We start from the raw sequence: 15816 nt of genomic DNA, 5'->3' as shown, positions 1-15816 counted from the left end.
ATTTATTCTCCTTTGAGATATTGAATCGTAATGATCGAATTATTCACGTTATGGATCGCTTCCAGGTGCTCGGCCCGAATGCGGAAGGCTTCCTGTAGGTTCAACAGGAAGTTGTAGTAACCAATGCTTCCGAGGCGGTAACTATCCTGAGCGGCCTTGATGATCTCGTTGGCCTGGTTTAGCCCAAATGATTCGTAATAATCCAGAGCTTCGCTGTAAGCCCGGTAGTCGGAAGCAGCTTTGTCGTAAGCTCCCCGCAGTTCGTAGCTGTTGAGCGAAATCTGCTGCTGAGCAATTTCAATATCCTTTCTCGCTCCGGCCTGACGTGATTTATACTGCCATTGCCAGAGTGGCACCGTTAAGCCAAACTCCCAGCGGTAACGCACATTCGTTTCGCGGTCCCCCTGGTTCATGTACCCAAAAGAAATGCCGGGCAGGGCACGACTTCTTTCAACCTTCAGCATGCTTTCATTGAGCTTTCGGTTTTGTTCATAAAAAGCCAGTCGCGGATTTGACGAGAAGGAAGTATCCGCAGCCGAAATGGCTGACCCATAGGTTAATCGTTTGAAATCCCCTAAAATCACTCGGCTACTATCGGGGGCTAAACCCGTCAGAATCCATAACTGTATCCGGGCTCCCCGCAAGCGGGCTTTCGACTGCTTCAGGTAGATGGCATTCTCCCGGTATTGAGCCTCGGCATTGAGTCGCTCGATTCTGGAAATCTGTCCTACATTCAGCCGAACATCCGTTACTCTCACGAAATTAGCCAGTAAGCTATCCTGCTGCTGGTAATTGGTGATCATCCGATTGTAATACAAAATGTCATTATAAATCGAACGCACCTGATAAGATAAGTCGTTGAAGACTACCCCCTTCTCCGCTTCATTGAGTTTAATCTGTTGACGCTGGGCTTTCCGTTGGTTGGTATAAACTGTAGGAAATTGTAAGTTCTGGAAAAAACCGAGGCGGTAATCCGTACCACTGGGAGCCTGGGTATAAATACGCGGAGCATCCAGATTGAACGTAGCGGGAAGTAATACTCTTTCCTTCTCAATCCGTAAATTCGCCAGACGCGTCTGCGGATTCCCTCGTTTCGTTAATTCTAACGCTTTTTCCAGCGTTAACTCCCGTACGTCCTCCACTTCGGGAACTTCCGGTTTCGTCTGAGCAGAGGCGTTAGTAGTCAGGAAAGACGCTCCGATGAGCAGGGCAACTACGGCAGTAGCGGGAATCGCATTATTCTTTACAGACCCGCCTTTTTTTGATTTACCCGCGAAAATGGCGTAAAGAATGGGTAATACGAGTAAGGTCAGAATAGTAGCCGTTAACAATCCACCGATTACCACCGTTGCCAGGGGTTTCTGTACTTCCGAACCTACACTGGTGGATAAGGCCATGGGCATAAAGCCCAAAGCAGCCACAAACGAAGTCATCAGAATCGGGCGGAAACGTTCCTCAATTCCTTTCATGACCCGCTCGTTCGGATCGTCCATGCCTTCGTCGCCCAGGGTATTAAAGTGACTGATCAATAAAATTCCGTTCAATACGGCTACCCCGAACAGAGCAATGAAACCGACCCCCGCCGAGATACTGAAGTTCATGTCGCGTAAAAGCAGCGAGAACACCCCTCCTACGGCTGACAGAGGAACAACGGCATAAATGAGGAAACTATCGCGGAAATTGCGGAAGGTTAAAAAGAGTAATCCGAAGATGACCAGGAGGGCAATTGGAACAACAATGGATAAACGAGCCTTCGCCCGACCAAAGTTTTCAAAATCTCCTCCGTAGTTTATCTCATACCCTTTGGGCAATTTCACTTTTGCGTCTACCTGTTTAATTACATCGTCCACCACCGACTGTAAATCACGACCGCGAACATTGAAGCCGAGGTTAACCACTCGTTTCATGTTTTCATGAACGATTTCAGAAGGACCAACGCTTTCCGTAATTTTCGCTATTTCACGCAATGGAATCGGGTTATTATTCTGATCGTTAATTAACAGGTTTTCAATATTTTCAGGACGCGTCCGGTCTTCTCCCGTCAAGCGAAGCGTTACATCAAAACGCCGGTCGCCTTCATAAACCACCCCTGCGGTTGCTCCTCCAAAAGCCATTTGAATGGCCCGGTTCACCTGCTCAACTTTAATTCCGTGCACGGCCATTCGCTGGCGGTCGTAGTTAATGTTCAGTTGCGGTAAGCCAAACACTTTGCTTCCTTTTACATCAACGGCTCCGTCTACATTCCGAACAATTTGAATGATCTGCTTGGTTTTTGCTACCAGCGTATCTAGGTCCGTTCCGTATAATTGCACCACCACCTGCGTCCGGGCCCCGGAAATCATGTCATTCACCCGGCTTTCAATGGGTTGGGAAATGGCATATAAAGGACCCGGGAACTGAGCCATGTATTCATTAACCTTGATGGCTAACTCCTGCTGATCGTGGGCTTTCGTCCAGTATTTTTTATCTTTTAATTCAACGTACACTTCCTGGGACTCCAGTGGTAATGGATCGACCTTTACCTCAGACGTACCGATTTTAGAAACAATTCCTTCTACTTCATCCGGGAATTCCTTCATGATTCCCTCCTGGAAGATCTGGCTTTGCCGAATGGATTCTGACAACGTTGTTCCCACGGGTAAATCCATATCGACTACCATATCGCCTTCCTGAATCTGAGGCATAAATTCACCGCCAATTCTTCCAAAGCCAATGATTCCAGCGGCTAATACCACCAGTGCAAACGCAATAACTACGATCTTATATCGCAGGCCTAAACGGATCACGGGACGTAAACCCTTGAGGAAGAACTGAACAATCTTTTCAGAGAATCCATCGTGATGCACCGACTTGGGTGGACGCAGTAATACCGCACACATCATGGGAACATACGTAACGGCCAGAATCAAGGCTCCGATAATGGCAAAAGCTACCGTTTTGGCCATTGGCGAGAACATTTTTCCTTCAATTCCCTGAAGCGTCAGAATGGGAACGTATACGATCAGAATGATTAATCCCCCGAAAATCACGGATTTTTTTACTTCTGCTGCCGCCGAAATGACTACTTCCTGACGATCCTTATAGGTCATTTTCTTACCCGCAAATTTGCTGAGCGAAAGGGCCAGGAAAAGCACGGCGGACTCGACGACGATAATGGCCGGATCAACTAACAGCCCGAAGTCAATGGCTCCAAGACTCATGACGTTACCCACTACGTCAAATTGTTTCATCCAGATGAAAGCGAAAAGCATCGCTAACGGAATAACCGAAGCCGCTAGTAAACTGGCCCGCCAGTTACCCAGAAACACCAGAATGACAATCATAACGATAACGGCCCCTTCGATCAGGTTTTTAGCTACCGTTGAAATAGCGGCGTTTACCAGTTTCGAGCGATCCAGGAATGGTTCGATGGTTAACCCTGGAGGTAACTCTTTCTGAATTTCAGCGAATCTTTCTTTCAATCGGGTAATGACTTCGTTACCATTCGCCCCTTTCATCATCAGGATTGAGCCACCCACCACTTCGCCTTCGCCATTATTTGACAAGGCACCAAAACGCAGGGCATGACCAAACTCCACATCGGCCACGTCTCTTATTAAAATGGGTACACTCCCATTTTTCTTGATTACGGCATTTTCAATATCCTCCAGCGATTGAGCCAAACCAATGCCTCGGATGGTAAAGGCTTTATTATCTTTTTCGATGTAAGCACCGCCGGTATTGCTGTTGCCTTTGTTCAGGGCTTCGTATAATTCATCTACGCTCACACCCAGAGCTTTCATGCGATCGGTCTTGATCTGAGCCTGGTATTCTTTGGCGTATCCACCATACCCACTCACGTCAGCTACGCCCGGTAAGCCTAATAACTTGCGACGAACGACCCAATCCTGAATCGTGCGGATTTCGGTAAGTGTGTAAGGACTATTGTTTAAGTCTTTGGGACGAATCACATACTGATAAATCTCACCTAAACCCGTTGAAACCGGTCCCAGGATGGGGGTACCCGCTCCCTCTGGAATCTCGGCCTGCACCTGAGTGAGGCGTTCAAACACCTGCTGACGAGCCCAGTAGATGTCGGTGTCGTCCGTGAAAATGAGTTTGACCACGGAAGAGCCAAATTTGGAGTACGAACGAGCTTCCACCAGACCCGGAATATTAGCCATAGCCATTTCCAGCGGGGTCGTAATGTAGCGTTCAATTTCAAGCGACGATAAATTAGGGGAGTTCGTAATGACGTCTACCTGTTGGTTGGTAACGTCAGGTACGGCATCAATGGGAAGTGTTTTCAGTGAGTAACCTCCCCAAATCGCCATTACCAGCACGAGAAGACCGATGGTAAACGGACTTCGGACGCTAAATGCAATTAGCTTATCAATCATAGCAGTTTTGGGTCAAACAGCAGCAACAAACCACTGTTTACCGACAGTTTATAGTAGGTAAATAGAGCAATCTTTCAGAGTAAGGATCTGAAATTCAGGAAAGACATGGTACTACAACTGAGGAGGTGGCGTGTTTAGAATGGCCTCAATAGACTGATAGAAATTGCGGGGAGGGAAATGAAAAGGCTTTAGTAAATACCAGATCCAGAAATTCCGATCGGTATGAGCAGGTAAGGTTGCATCCAGATGTTGTGGATACCATTCGTGATGCGTGTGATGGTCATCCTGAGGGTCCGCCTCGAAGTAGAATTCATCGTCGGAGTCATCACTTTGTAAAGACTTAATTTTGAGGCTACCGGAAGTTTCGTCTGCTTTAATAATCGAAATATTTCTATCTAAAGTACAATTATTTTCTACCCAAACCGGAATCGAAAATGCTGTCTGTACGCATAGAATAAATAAGGTTAAACAAAGCAGTAGTCTCATTATTGTTCTGTCGGCTTAGCCTTCTTTAATGAAATTTCAGTAACAAAACAGTCCAAAGGAATTAAATTTTCATTAGAATTTCAAGAAATGGACCCGAATAAATCCAACTTCCGCCGGAAAAAGCGACGAAGGGTATTATTTCTGATAGAAGTATTACCGCCTGCTTAACGCTTAAACTATGATTAATAAGGGTATCAAAAAAGGGGAAAGTATGACTTTTCCCCTTCTCAAAAATGTACTAGTTTAGGCTAGGCAGAAGTTAATTCAGTATTGGGTGTGAGATCAATATTCTCGCCGTTGTTTTCCATTCCTGTAAAACGTTGCAGGAATGACAACACCGCTCCGGTATCGGGCAGGCTGTAGCGGGCCAGCGTCTTTTGCTGCCCTACTTTTATCGTCAAAGCCCGATCCGATAAGGCCCGGAACATATCTTCATCGGTACGATCATCGCCAATGGCCATGATGAAATCATAATTACTTTCGGATGCGATGCGGCTGGCTACACTGCCTTTATCCACCCCTGCTACCCGTACTTCTACCACTTTATTTCCGTCGATTACCTGTAACTGGTGCCCCGTTAATCCATGAAGCGTGTCAATCAGATCACGAGAACGGGCAAAGCCTAAATCATCGGCCGTATTGCGATAATGCCAGGCCAGCGAATGCGTTTTTTCTTCAACAAAAGTACCTGGACACCGCTGTACCGCCAGATTCATAGCCTGCTGGATATTAGCTCGCCACTCGGGGTGAAAAGCGTCAGGATTCTCCTGCCAGATTCCGTCCGGTTGCCGAACGGCTGCTCCGTGTTCGGCCACAAGTTGAATCGCCAATGATCCAAACCAGTTTTCCAGTGTTTTTTTATCCCGGCCACTAATGATCACCACCTGATTTTGGGGTACGGCAGCCAGTTCATTCAGCAACTCCACTACCCGCTCGCTTGGACGGGCCAGTTCCGGGAATTTAGCAAATGGAACGAGCGTTCCGTCATAATCAAGGAGTAAAAGTCGCTTCTGAGCGTTTTGGTACTTTTCCATAATTTGTTTTCGCAGGGCAACATTTAATATTCTAACCTCCCATTGATGTTGCTGCGATTTCGCGTTGAATAGTTGAGTTAAAAAGTCATCTGCCCATTGGACCACGTCATATTCCCGAATTCGGGTCTGCATCAGACGCATACGTTCGCTCTGGTTTTGCGGGGACATAGATAAAGCCCTTTCAATGGCCTGAGCCATGCCTTCACGATCCGTTGGATTGATAAGCAAGGCTTCTCCCAGCTCTGCCGCCGCTCCGGCTACTTCACTGAGAATCAATACACCCTGCTCGTCCTGACGTGTGGCTACAAACTCTTTTGCAACCAGATTCATACCATCCCGAATGGGGGTAATTAAAGCCACATCGCAAGCGGTATAGTAGGCACATAATTGCTCAAAGGAAAGACTACGATACTGATAAACAACGGGTTGCCAGCTCATCGTGGCAAAACGTCCGTTGATACGGCCCGTGTTTTCCTCGATCATCTGTTTCCGTTCTCCGTACGAAGAAATTTCACTCCGTGAAGGAACGACCACCATGACAAAAGAGATGCGTCCGTGCCATTCAGGGTGTCTCTCCAGGAATTTTTCGTACCCTTGTAATCGGTTCAGCACGCCTTTGGTGTAATCCAGACGATCTACGGAAAAGAGGAGCTTATTGTCCTGCAATTGCTCTCGAATCTTGTTACGTTCTTCTACTACCTCAGGGAGCGTATAAGCCGAGTTAAATCGTTCGTAGTCAATACTAATGGGAAAGAGATCTACCTTTACCGGACGGTTTCCTACCTGAATGGAACGCAGCTTACTTTCGTTACCAATAAGCCGGTGTACTGATTTTTCGAAATGCTGTACGTAATCGTTCGTGTGAAAACCGATTAAATCCGAGCCGAGCATCCCATTCAGTAATCCTTCCCGCCAGGGGCCGGGTAACATCCGATAAATCTCGAAGGACGGAAAAGGGATATGCAGAAAAAATCCTATGGTTGCATCGGGACGACGGCTCCGAACTAATTTAGGTAATAACATCAAGTGGTAGTCGTGAATCCATAGAACGTCACCAGGTTGATAGAGTTCAGCTAAACGATCGGCGAAAACTTCATTGGCTTGTTGGTAAGCCTGCCAATCAGAATCTTTATAGGTCGCAAAGGTTGGGAAGTAATGAAATAAAGGCCAGATCGTTGAATTGGACAGACCATTATAGAAGCCATCGTTTACTTCATTATCCAGCCAGAGAGGAGCAATTTTAAATGTACCTGTCGACTGCTTCGTCTCGTTGAATTCTTCCCATAACTCTGGAGAAAAATCGGCGTTTCCTACCCATATTACTTCTTCAGGATTGAAGGAAGACCGATCCTGAGCTTGTAAATAACTTTTCAGGGCGGTGGCGAGTCCTCCTGCACTTTCCAGTAACTGCACACCGGATTCCTGACGCAGGAGTTGAATAGGTAGCCTATTCGATACAATGATAAGTCGTTTCATATTTTCAAATGCGGATTGAGTTCCAAGGCTACACGACCATTTAATGCCCACTCCGCAGGCATATTGGGAAAAAATGAGGAATACTTTCCTAATTTTTAAAGGTATGGTTGTATCCTTTTAAAGAGTTAGTTATATGAGATAACCTGTCTAATCGAGTCATTCCATACATCCTTCAAGAATGTCGTTCCACCCGGTTGACAAGATTATTTATTAAATGCTCTGGCATGCATCTTAGCCAGGCTAATTCATTCAGATTAGGCATTTCTAATCTGGAGCGAAGAAGAAACTATCAAGCTATTCCTTCCATAATCAGCAGATACAGGATACCTGCTACTAAGGTAATAACGCCTAATAAGGGCGAGCTTTCAGAAGTGGGAAGCAGACGTAAATGGCGTATTTTACGACGGCGAAGCCTAGACCAGGCTAATACATGAATCGGTTCAACTATCATGGTGTACTGGTTTGGTGCTATTAACAAATCTACGTCCCAAGCCTTAGCCTCACCTTAATGAATCCTTAAAAAGTACTTAACTGTGAAGTTTTGAAGGTTTTTGCGTGTTGAGTTGTCATGCAAGTTCTTGGTATATGACATAAAACCCTGGGTTGTATCTTCTATTTCAAAACATCCGACGCTCTTTTCGGATTTGTAATCCGAAAGCCCTCTGTAAGGGATTTATAATCCCTACCGCCTTTTACCCAGATGCAACTTCATCGCGTCTCTACGTGAATGATCGCCTGTTATTGGGAATTGTAAACTCAAAAACTCCGCCCTGGTTGGTGTCCTCACCAACCTCTATGCTTTGTAGTAATGGCTGGTGAAGACACCAGCCAGGGCGGGAGAAATTCCGTTGAAGTACCTGTTAGAGTCCATCCAGACGGAGTCCATCCATTAAGTAATCCCATAAGTAACCCCGGGTTTTACCCGGGGCTATCCATATTCAACCCCTCCGGGTTATTGTCTTCCATTCATCTCCTCCCTTACTTAGTTGTTCTTCTTTACCAAACCCAAACCCAAAACCCAAACCCAAAACCCAAAACCCAAAACCCAAAACCCAAAACCCAAAACCCAAAACCGCAGCGGCGGCCGCTCAAAACTCCCACCATGCTCTATCACATTGTTAAGCCAGATTACTGGCAATCGCACGAAATTCAGGAAGCTTATACCCCCGAGACTTTCTCTGAAGAAGGATTTATTCATTTGAGTACTCAGTCGCAAGTCGCTGGTGTACTGGAACGCTACTACCCAAACGTACGTCCCTTACTGCTGCTACACCTGGACGAAACCCGCTTTAAAGCTCTGTTAAAATTTGAGCCCTCTACTGGCGGCGAGCTTTTCCCGCACCTCTATGGCCCGCTCAATCGGGATGCCATTGTATCCATCGAAGAATTGGTGTAAAGGTTGATGGGTACGGCTTTTTTCGAAGTTTACCCATCAACAATCTTGACAATACATGCTTTCCCTTCCCTATGAGACCCTCCGGCTCGGCGTTATCGGCATGGGCGGTTTCGGCCTCTTCGCTACTCAACATTTTTACAGGTTCCAGATACTCAGCTTATTGCTATTGCCGGAACCTTTCGTGAACAGTCCCAGCAGGCCGCTCGCCGATTCAAAGCAGATATCCTCGAAACGCCGGAAGAGCTTGCTAGCCGGGATGACATCGATGTCGTATATTTGGCTACGCCACCTTCCCTGCATTACCAGCAGGCTTTATTATGCCTGAATCATGGCAAACACGTGATTTGTGAAAAGCCACTGGCATTAACACCTGATCAGGGAAGAGAAATGTTGGCCCTTGCCCAAGAAAAGGGCTTATTGGTAATTACTAATCTTATGCAACGGTATAATCCCATGATTGGCCGGGTGCAGCAAATCATTAAGCGAAATTTACTGGGTAAACCCCTTCACGGTTACTTTGAAAACTACGCCAGCGATGAAGGATTAAGCCCTTCGCACTGGTTCTGGAATCGGGAAATCAGCGGAGGTATTTTTATTGAACACGGGGTTCATTTCTTCGATTTATTCGAATACTGGCTAGGTTCGGGCCATGTAGTGGGAGCTCAACGGGTGTTGCGTCCGGGCAGTGGACTGGAAGAACAGGTACAGGCGACCGTTCGTTATGAAAATGACGTACTCGTTAACTTTTACCACGGCTTCACGCAACCCGGTCGATTGGATCGACAGGAGTTACGGATTGTCTTTGAGCATGGTGACATTACCCTGGAGGAATGGGTGCCGACGCGATTGAAGCTTCGGGGTATTGTGAATGAAGAACAGATGCAACAACTACTGGACATTTTTCCGGGAGCAGGTTTTGACATTTCAGCGGTCTATGGTGGGCCAGACCGTAAGCAACGCGGACGGCATCAGGATTTTGAAGCCTTTCAGAAGATTGAATTACACTTCGGTCACGAAACCGATAAGCAGCATTTATACGGTGAGTTATTACGTAACTTTTTCACGGAACAATCTGATTACCTCCGGGGCCGCATAGACAAACGCAGAAGTACCGAAGAAAATGGCTTACGTTCGCTGGAAATGGCTCATCAGGCTAGCTTAATGGCTCAGTAATCGTTTGGTGTTTCGAGTGCTGGGTTATTCCGAATCTTTGAAAAATAAAACTGAGAGCAATTTAGATTTAGGTAAGCAACACGAGGGCTTTCTGGTGTTGCTTACCTTTTTTAATAGCAATCGCGTTCTTACTCTTGGCCTACAAGAGCTTGATTAACGCCCGTTTACATGTCCCTTAAGGGCATTTCGTTTTACTTCCGACCTAGTTAAGAAGTGTTTCAATCCAGATGCCAGAATATTCATTGGTGGGGTAAAAAGTGCTTCAAGCAAATTATTTGCTCAATAGCTTTCACGTATATGTCTTCAAAAGAAAAGAGCCTGCCCCAATCAGGACAGGCTCTGGTTTCTTGCTAGAGGTTACTTCAGCATCCAAAGTTCATCTTCTACTTGATCTCGAGTGGCAGAACCAAACTGACGATTCAAGGCTTCTTTGTAATTAGTTTCGTTATACAGACGATCCGATACTGGATATTGCCAGCGACGGGGAATGGAACGCGAACCGATGCCAGCTCCCGAAGTAGCAAAGGTATCGGGGTAGCCCGTCCGTCGCCAATTAAAGAAAGGCTCCATTCCTGAAGTCATGAACATCGCCAGGTATTTCTGACTAAGGATTTGCTTACGTCCGTCGGCATTATTTCCGGCGTATTTAACCAACGATTGGTTCATATACGTAGTTGGATCGAACGTGATTGTGAAGGATTGCGACGTAGGAATTCCATTGTTCTTGATTTCGAACACTACTGTGTTGGTACCGGATTTAATACCAAAGAAATCCATGTTAGCCATAATTCCTTTTTTGTAATAATCGTCGGCATTGCCTGCTACCCAGCCTAAATTAATGGCCTCGGCAATCGTAAAGGACTGCTCAGAATAACCTAAAATGACCGTAGGTTCAGCCGTGTAGCTTTTGTAATACCGATTTCGATTCAAAAATGAATATTCTCCATTGTTGGCTCCCGTTGACATCAAATCCAGACTTAACCCCGGACTTGGGGCTACGTAAGCATTGAAATCTGTCGCTGCTATCCCTTTTTTCAGTTGGGCCTCAGCAGGTTCGGCGGTTACGAATAAGCGAGGATCCTGGAAACGTTTAAGCAAATCCACGTGTGTCGCCGACATTTCCTGACGGGTTGCGTCATTACCGAAATTATCTGGATTAGTGGGGTATTTATTATAAACCGCATTGTAAATGAATTGCAGATTGTCGGCATTGCTGCTAAACAACGGAAACTTGGTTGGGTTATTGATGACTTCTGCAAAACGGCTTACTACTTTTAAATCGGCATCGTCGGTACGTTTACTCAGGTTAATCAACACCCGAAGTTTAAACGAATTAACGGTCTTCTGCCAGGCGTTCAAACTATTATTTAAATAAATGTCTCCTTTGAGCGGTAACGTCATTTGCCCCGCCGCCTGCAAGCTTGCCAGATCAGCATTGGCTTCATCCAGCCAGGTCAAAACTTGCAACAGAACCTCTTTCTGAGTATCGTAGCGGGGTGTAATGTTAGCCTCGCCTTTCAGAGCGTCTTTTAAAGGTACATCTCCTACGCGTTCGGTCATCCAGAACCAGAAGTAGGCCCGGAAAAACTTACCCAACGCTGCATATGCATTCGTGTCGGTGTTCAGATTTTTCTTAGCTTCTTCTTCCATTTTCACTACGTTCTTCAACGTTGTGTAACGAAGCGAAGCCGTAGTCCAATCGTATTCGTTATTGCCGTAGTAGTTGTAATTGACCGTGTAATACTGGTTGTAGCGGGAATCCTTATTCCAGGTCCCTTCATACATGTCCATCAATACATTTTTCAGTACCAGATCGGCGGGTACCTGCACGGGCAGGTTGGGGTTTTTCTCGAGTTCTTCGAATTTCTGGCAGCTTCCCAAGCTGATCAGCAGTGCCAGACTATAAAGTATCTTTTTCATTGGTAGCTAATGATTAAAAAATCAGATTGATGTTTACCCCGTACCGACGTGTCGTAGGCGTTTGCAGGCTTGACCCCCGGTCACTGTAGCTTACAAATTGCTCTACATCCAAGTCTTTCTTCTCGGCCCAGTACAACAGATTCCGTCCGACGAAGGAAATACTGGCAGACTTCACAAAGCCCATACGTCCCTGCAACAAACGCTCTGGTACCTGATAACCAAAGGTCACTTCGCGTAACTTGACAAAGCTTCGGCTAATCATGTTGGCTTCGTTGGAGTTATAATATCTACTGATCCAATCCTGAAGGTAAGTTTTGTTAGCGTCTGACATAGGGCTGAATGACAAAGCATCGTAATTAGTGATATTGCCATCCACGTCATATTGAATCGAGCCTTTAGTCAGTACTACACCGGGACCCACCCAGGAGGCTACGCCTTTGTAATCTTGATAGCGGGCTTCGCCCATTTTACCTTCTACCGTGGCAATGTGCCGACCTCCGCGGAACGTTTGTTTCTGGATATAATCTTCGATAACACCTCCTACGCGGCCATCAACCTGAACATTCAGGAAGAAATTGCGGTAGTTAAACTTATTGATGAAACCAAAAGCGAAGTTTGCATTCGTGTATCCAAGAAACTGACTTACAGGGTTATAGATCGGCCGACCACTGGCATCATTAATAATTTGTCCATCACGAGTACGGGCAAACGCTCTGCCGTAATAAGCATCCAGACGGTCACCTACTTTGTAGAACTGGCTTAGTCGGGTTTGTGAACCATAAATCTCCCGCAGATACTCCTGGAACGTGCTCCAGTTCAGCGTGACATCCCAGTTCAAACCACGAGCACTTTTCAAAGCCGTACCCGTCAGGGCTATCTCCAGACCGCGTTTTTGCGATTTAATACCATTCGTTGTTAGCGAATTATAACCCGTAGCTTCCGGTAAAGTCAGGCCAAAAATTCGGGGACCATCCAGGTAACTGAAGTAAGCAACGTCCAAACCAATCCGGTTTTTGAGGAAACGAATATCCAGCCCTGTTTCAAAGCTTGTCCGCGAGGAAGGCTTCAAATTGGGATCCACCAGAGCGTCGGAGTAATCAGCCGCAGCTTCATTATTATACGGACGGCTAATAGCATAAGCTACTGTAGTTCCGTAAGAAGGACCGTCGTAAGGAGAGGCAAATGTCTGACCGTATCCCATGGGGTTGCTTCCGCCCAGCGGAGCATACGCCGTGTATACATTTTGTTGGGTAAAGGCTTCTTTCACGTTAGCATACGAAGCACGTAGCTTCACAAATGAAACCGCAGTAGGCATCTGAACAAAGTCAGATACTACCGAACTTACCCCAGCAGATGGATAAAAATAAACGTTTCGGTCCGCAGGTAAAGTGGAGTTTTTATCCCAGCGACCCGTCGTCGAAAGCGTAGCATAGCGGCTTAAGCTTACATCTAAGCTATACAAACCACTTAATACCTGCATACTGGAATTGAAGCTATAGGCTCGAGTGGGGTTAAGCGAGTTGTCGAAGCTATACACCCCAGGAACACTTAGATAATCCGTTGAGGCATAGTTTCCGTTGTACTTGAAAAACCGACCTGAAAAACCACCCACAGCCCGAACGCTGATGTCGTGAGCAAACGTCTTGTTATAATTTAACAGGACATCGGTATTATTCTCCAAAAGTGAACGACGGTCTTCGCGGTAGTCACCTTTCGCCTGTTCGCGACCATAGGTAGTGGCCGAATAAGGCATTTTCTCATTTCGGAACAGTTCGTAACCCGTTACCTGTGTACGAGCTTGGAGTTCCAGATTTTTGAGAATATCGAATTTCATCAAAGCGTAGCCATTGTACGTATTGTTGTAATGACCCCGCAACCATTCTTTCGAAACAAACCAGGGGTTGTTATAGCGTTGGTATTCGGCGTAAATCTGCTGAATACCTTCTTTGCCCGGTTGCCAGATTTGCTTCATGTCGTCTACGCTCCAATCAGCTCCGGCCCAAATAACCGTATTATAAATCAGAGAGTTAGGCCCATAGTTTACATCAGGATAGTTGGCAGAAGCCTGACGGCTGAAATTGAAATTCGATTCAAAACGTACACGATCTGAAATCTGCTGCCCCAGCGTAGCACTGAAGGTAGTACTGTTCAGTTCAGTGTTAGGTACCATTCCCTGCTGATACTGATTGGTAATGCCGAAACGCAGGTTACTTTTTCCGGAAGTAGCAGAAACCGCAACGCTATTAGTAGATAATATTCCGGGACGTAAGAAACGCTTCAGATTATCTTTACCGCGAGCAATCCAGGGAGTAGGAATCCGCTGACCCGTTTTAGGATCGATAGGGCTGTCGTATTGAGCAATCAGTTGACCTTCAAACTTCGGTCCCCATACATCGTAGTCACCGTCGTTGATTCCACCACCACGTCCGTCTACGAACGAGTACGTACCTTTGTTACCGGGGCCGTATTCATCCTGTACTTTGGGAATGGCCAGAAAGCCATTTTCCACCATAGTACTGGAATTGACTTCTACAGAAAAACCACGTTTATCTTTCGAACCTTTTTTCGTCGTAATAATAATAACCCCATTGGTAGCCCGAGAACCATACAGAGCCGAGCCTGAGGGCCCTTTGATGACATCGTACGTTTCAATGTCGTCAGGATTGATGTTGTAAGTATCTGATATAATGGGTACTCCATCTACGACAAACAAAGGGCGACCTCCACGAAGCAATACCTGTGGTGCACGCAGCAGTTCAGCACTAGCCCCAATGTTCAGACCTGCTATTTTTCCAACTAAAGCATTGACCGGGTTGGGCTCACGAGCTTTTACCAGATCCTGTGCTTTGATGGATTGAGTCGCGTAAGCAATATCCCGCTTGGCTTTAGTAATCCCTAAGGAAGTTACGACTACTTCTTCTAGCAATCGTTCATCATTGGCCAGCGTAACATCAATCTGCGTACGATTACCAATCGTTTCTTCCTGCGTAGTGTAGCCTACGAAGGTGAAAATAAGGGTTTTACTTTCGGCAGGAACGGACAGTCGGTAGGTACCATCCGAATTGGTAGTGGTTCCTTTATTGTAATTTTTAACTCGTACCGCTACGCCAACCAGAGGTTTCTGATCGTCTTTACTGATTACGGTTCCGGTGATGGTTAGATCCTGAGCCTGCGTAGGCAACGAAAGACCAAACCACAAAGCAATCAGAAGGGATAAAAAACCCAATGATCGCTGGGGCTTAAATAAAAGATGTTGCATGAGGGAAGTTGTTTGGAGCTATAATTTGCCCCACAAAGTTCTGCATCAACTTTTAGCTGAAATTGAAGAAAGTATGAACGATCTATTACGATAAGTAGCCAATCATTAAGAATATGTAATCAAAACAATAAATAGTTAGCGTAGGATTGACAACCGTATAAAAAGCCTATTTATACGCAAACCGTGGTTGGTGGGATACCAGCCATGGCGGGAAGAGGCAGACGCGATAAAGTCGCACCTCTACCCTTTCAAAACCAAAATTTCGGGTTAAACGGCGTTTACTACATCATAAGATTCCCTCGCCGTTGCTCGGCTAGAGCTGAGTAAGAGGTAGTCTGGTAGGCCTCTGTCCGCTATTAACAAGTCTGTTTGGGTTGGGAAAAGTTGTTCTCTGACCTTCTACTATTTCGAACCCTACCCTACCGACCAGAGGCCTATAGTTAGGTAGTCACTCGACCAGAGCGACTGTGGGAAAGCTATCGACCATTTCTTTCCAGCAGATTTTATACATGCACAAGCCCAGAATTCTTTACAATCCGGGTTGGCAAATGGACTTACTAGCTTGCATTTCCAGTGTAGATTAGGAAAAAACCAAGCGTCATTTCGAATTTCAGGAAGGCTTATCAAACGAGAATACCTCCTGAACTTAGTAGTTAAGATACTCCCCTAAGTTTGGAGGTATTCTCTGGCTGA

Annotated in this window: 8 protein-coding genes; 2 read left to right on the top strand and 6 right to left on the bottom strand. The window is 46.0% G+C overall.

From position 1 onward, the window contains the following. Positions 1-2 precede the first annotated feature (2 nt). From BWI96_RS03225 to BWI96_RS21415, 4 genes are all read right to left on the bottom strand, one after another. Positions 3-4379 carry a CusA/CzcA family heavy metal efflux RND transporter gene (locus BWI96_RS03225; protein WP_106635250.1) on the bottom strand — a complete coding sequence of 1459 codons (4377 nt, stop codon included), beginning with the start codon at positions 4377-4379 and terminating at the stop codon, positions 3-5. Positions 4380-4490: 111 nt separating this feature from the next. After that, the gene (locus BWI96_RS03220; protein ID WP_106635249.1) at positions 4491-4865 is read right to left on the bottom strand and encodes a hypothetical protein; all 375 of its coding nucleotides are present in this window, start codon (positions 4863-4865) and stop codon (positions 4491-4493) included. Positions 4866-5113: 248 nt separating this feature from the next. Next, entirely contained in the window at positions 5114-7375 is a 2262-nt protein-coding gene (locus BWI96_RS03215) for a bifunctional alpha,alpha-trehalose-phosphate synthase (UDP-forming)/trehalose-phosphatase (RefSeq protein ID WP_106635248.1), read from the bottom strand. 289 nt (positions 7376-7664) lie between these two features. After that, positions 7665-7826: a hypothetical protein gene (locus tag BWI96_RS21415; RefSeq protein ID WP_157830199.1), complete on the bottom strand. Its 162-nt coding sequence runs from the start codon at positions 7824-7826 to the stop codon at positions 7665-7667. Positions 7827-8477: 651 nt separating this feature from the next. On the opposite strand from BWI96_RS21415, the gene BWI96_RS03205 reads away from it, so the two are divergent. Together BWI96_RS03205 and BWI96_RS03200 are read left to right on the top strand one after the other, a co-directional pair. Further along, on the top strand, positions 8478-8771 hold the full coding sequence (locus BWI96_RS03205; RefSeq protein WP_106635247.1) for a DUF952 domain-containing protein: 294 nt from the start codon (positions 8478-8480) through the stop codon (positions 8769-8771). 159 nt (positions 8772-8930) lie between these two features. Further along, on the top strand, positions 8931-9944 hold the full coding sequence (locus BWI96_RS03200; RefSeq protein WP_369804060.1) for a Gfo/Idh/MocA family protein: 1014 nt from the start codon (positions 8931-8933) through the stop codon (positions 9942-9944). Between the two features lie 357 nt (positions 9945-10301). Here BWI96_RS03200 and BWI96_RS03195 read toward each other — a convergent pair whose 3' ends face one another. Both BWI96_RS03195 and BWI96_RS03190 read right to left on the bottom strand, forming a co-directional pair. Further along, positions 10302-11864 carry a SusD/RagB family nutrient-binding outer membrane lipoprotein gene (locus BWI96_RS03195; protein ID WP_106635246.1) on the bottom strand — a complete coding sequence of 521 codons (1563 nt, stop codon included), beginning with the start codon at positions 11862-11864 and terminating at the stop codon, positions 10302-10304. A 13-nt stretch (positions 11865-11877) separates the two neighbouring features. Further along, positions 11878-15123: a SusC/RagA family TonB-linked outer membrane protein gene (locus BWI96_RS03190; protein WP_106635245.1), complete on the bottom strand. Its 3246-nt coding sequence runs from the start codon at positions 15121-15123 to the stop codon at positions 11878-11880. Between the last annotated feature and the right edge of the window lie 693 nt (positions 15124-15816).

It is taken from the genome of Siphonobacter sp. SORGH_AS_0500 (assembly GCF_002838835.1).
GTDB lineage: Bacteria > Bacteroidota > Bacteroidia > Cytophagales > Spirosomataceae > Siphonobacter.
Note: the sequence above shows the minus strand (reverse complement) of the source record. Positions and strands in the feature narration are given on the sequence as shown.

Coding starts and splice junctions, on each gene's coding strand:
- BWI96_RS03225 (WP_106635250.1), bottom strand. CDS start 4,379: ATGATTGATAAGCTAATTGCATTTAGCGTCCGAAGTCCGTTTACCATC.
- BWI96_RS03220 (WP_106635249.1), bottom strand. CDS start 4,865: ATGAGACTACTGCTTTGTTTAACCTTATTTATTCTATGCGTACAGACA.
- BWI96_RS03215 (WP_106635248.1), bottom strand. CDS start 7,375: ATGAAACGACTTATCATTGTATCGAATAGGCTACCTATTCAACTCCTG.
- BWI96_RS21415 (WP_157830199.1), bottom strand. CDS start 7,826: ATGATAGTTGAACCGATTCATGTATTAGCCTGGTCTAGGCTTCGCCGT.
- BWI96_RS03205 (WP_106635247.1), top strand. CDS start 8,478: ATGCTCTATCACATTGTTAAGCCAGATTACTGGCAATCGCACGAAATT.
- BWI96_RS03195 (WP_106635246.1), bottom strand. CDS start 11,864: ATGAAAAAGATACTTTATAGTCTGGCACTGCTGATCAGCTTGGGAAGC.
- BWI96_RS03190 (WP_106635245.1), bottom strand. CDS start 15,123: ATGCAACATCTTTTATTTAAGCCCCAGCGATCATTGGGTTTTTTATCC.